This is a genomic window from Solibacillus sp. (genome assembly GCF_040273735.1).
In the GTDB taxonomy this organism is placed as follows: domain Bacteria; phylum Bacillota; class Bacilli; order Bacillales_A; family Planococcaceae; genus Solibacillus.
In genome coordinates this window covers 1-764 of record NZ_JBELZM010000043.1, presented here as the reverse complement: position 1 = coordinate 764, position 764 = coordinate 1, and the positions used below count along the sequence as shown (strand labels likewise).

Here is a 764-nt window from a genome sequence, read left to right as displayed (position 1 = left end):
AACACAATGAACCTTGAAAACTGAACAAGCAACGTTAATGAAACAAGCTTCTTAAATGAAGCAAACAATAGATTTCAACTTCTAACGAAGTTGGATCGCTAGCAAAGCAAATGAGCTTTCAAACTACTTTTATGGAGAGTTTGATCCTGGCTCAGGACGAACGCTGGCGGCGTGCCTAATACATGCAAGTCGAGCGGAAATTTTATTGGTGCTTGCACCTTTAAAATTTTAGCGGCGGACGGGTGAGTAACACGTGGGTAACCTACCTTATAGATTGGGATAACTCCGGGAAACCGGGGCTAATACCGAATAATACTTTTTAACACATGTTTGAAAGTTGAAAGACGGTTTCGGCTGTCACTATAAGATGGACCCGCGGCGCATTAGCTAGTTGGTGAGGTAACGGCTCACCAAGGCAACGATGCGTAGCCGACCTGAGAGGGTGATCGGCCACACTGGGACTGAGACACGGCCCAGACTCCTACGGGAGGCAGCAGTAGGGAATCTTCCACAATGGACGAAAGTCTGATGGAGCAACGCCGCGTGAGTGAAGAAGGATTTCGGTTCGTAAAACTCTGTTGCAAGGGAAGAACAAGTAGCGTAGTAACTGGCGCTACCTTGACGGTACCTTGTTAGAAAGCCACGGCTAACTACGTGCCAGCAGCCGCGGTAATACGTAGGTGGCAAGCGTTGTCCGGAATTATTGGGCGTAAAGCGCGCGCAGGCGGTTTCTTAAGTCTGATGTGAAAGCCCACGGCTCAACC

1 rRNA gene is annotated in these 764 nt (G+C 48.7%); it reads left to right on the top strand.

Features of this window, described 5'->3' with window-relative positions:
• Positions 1-128 precede the first annotated feature (128 nt).
• Positions 129-764 (top strand): 16S ribosomal RNA (locus tag ABS917_RS18845); the annotation flags it as partial.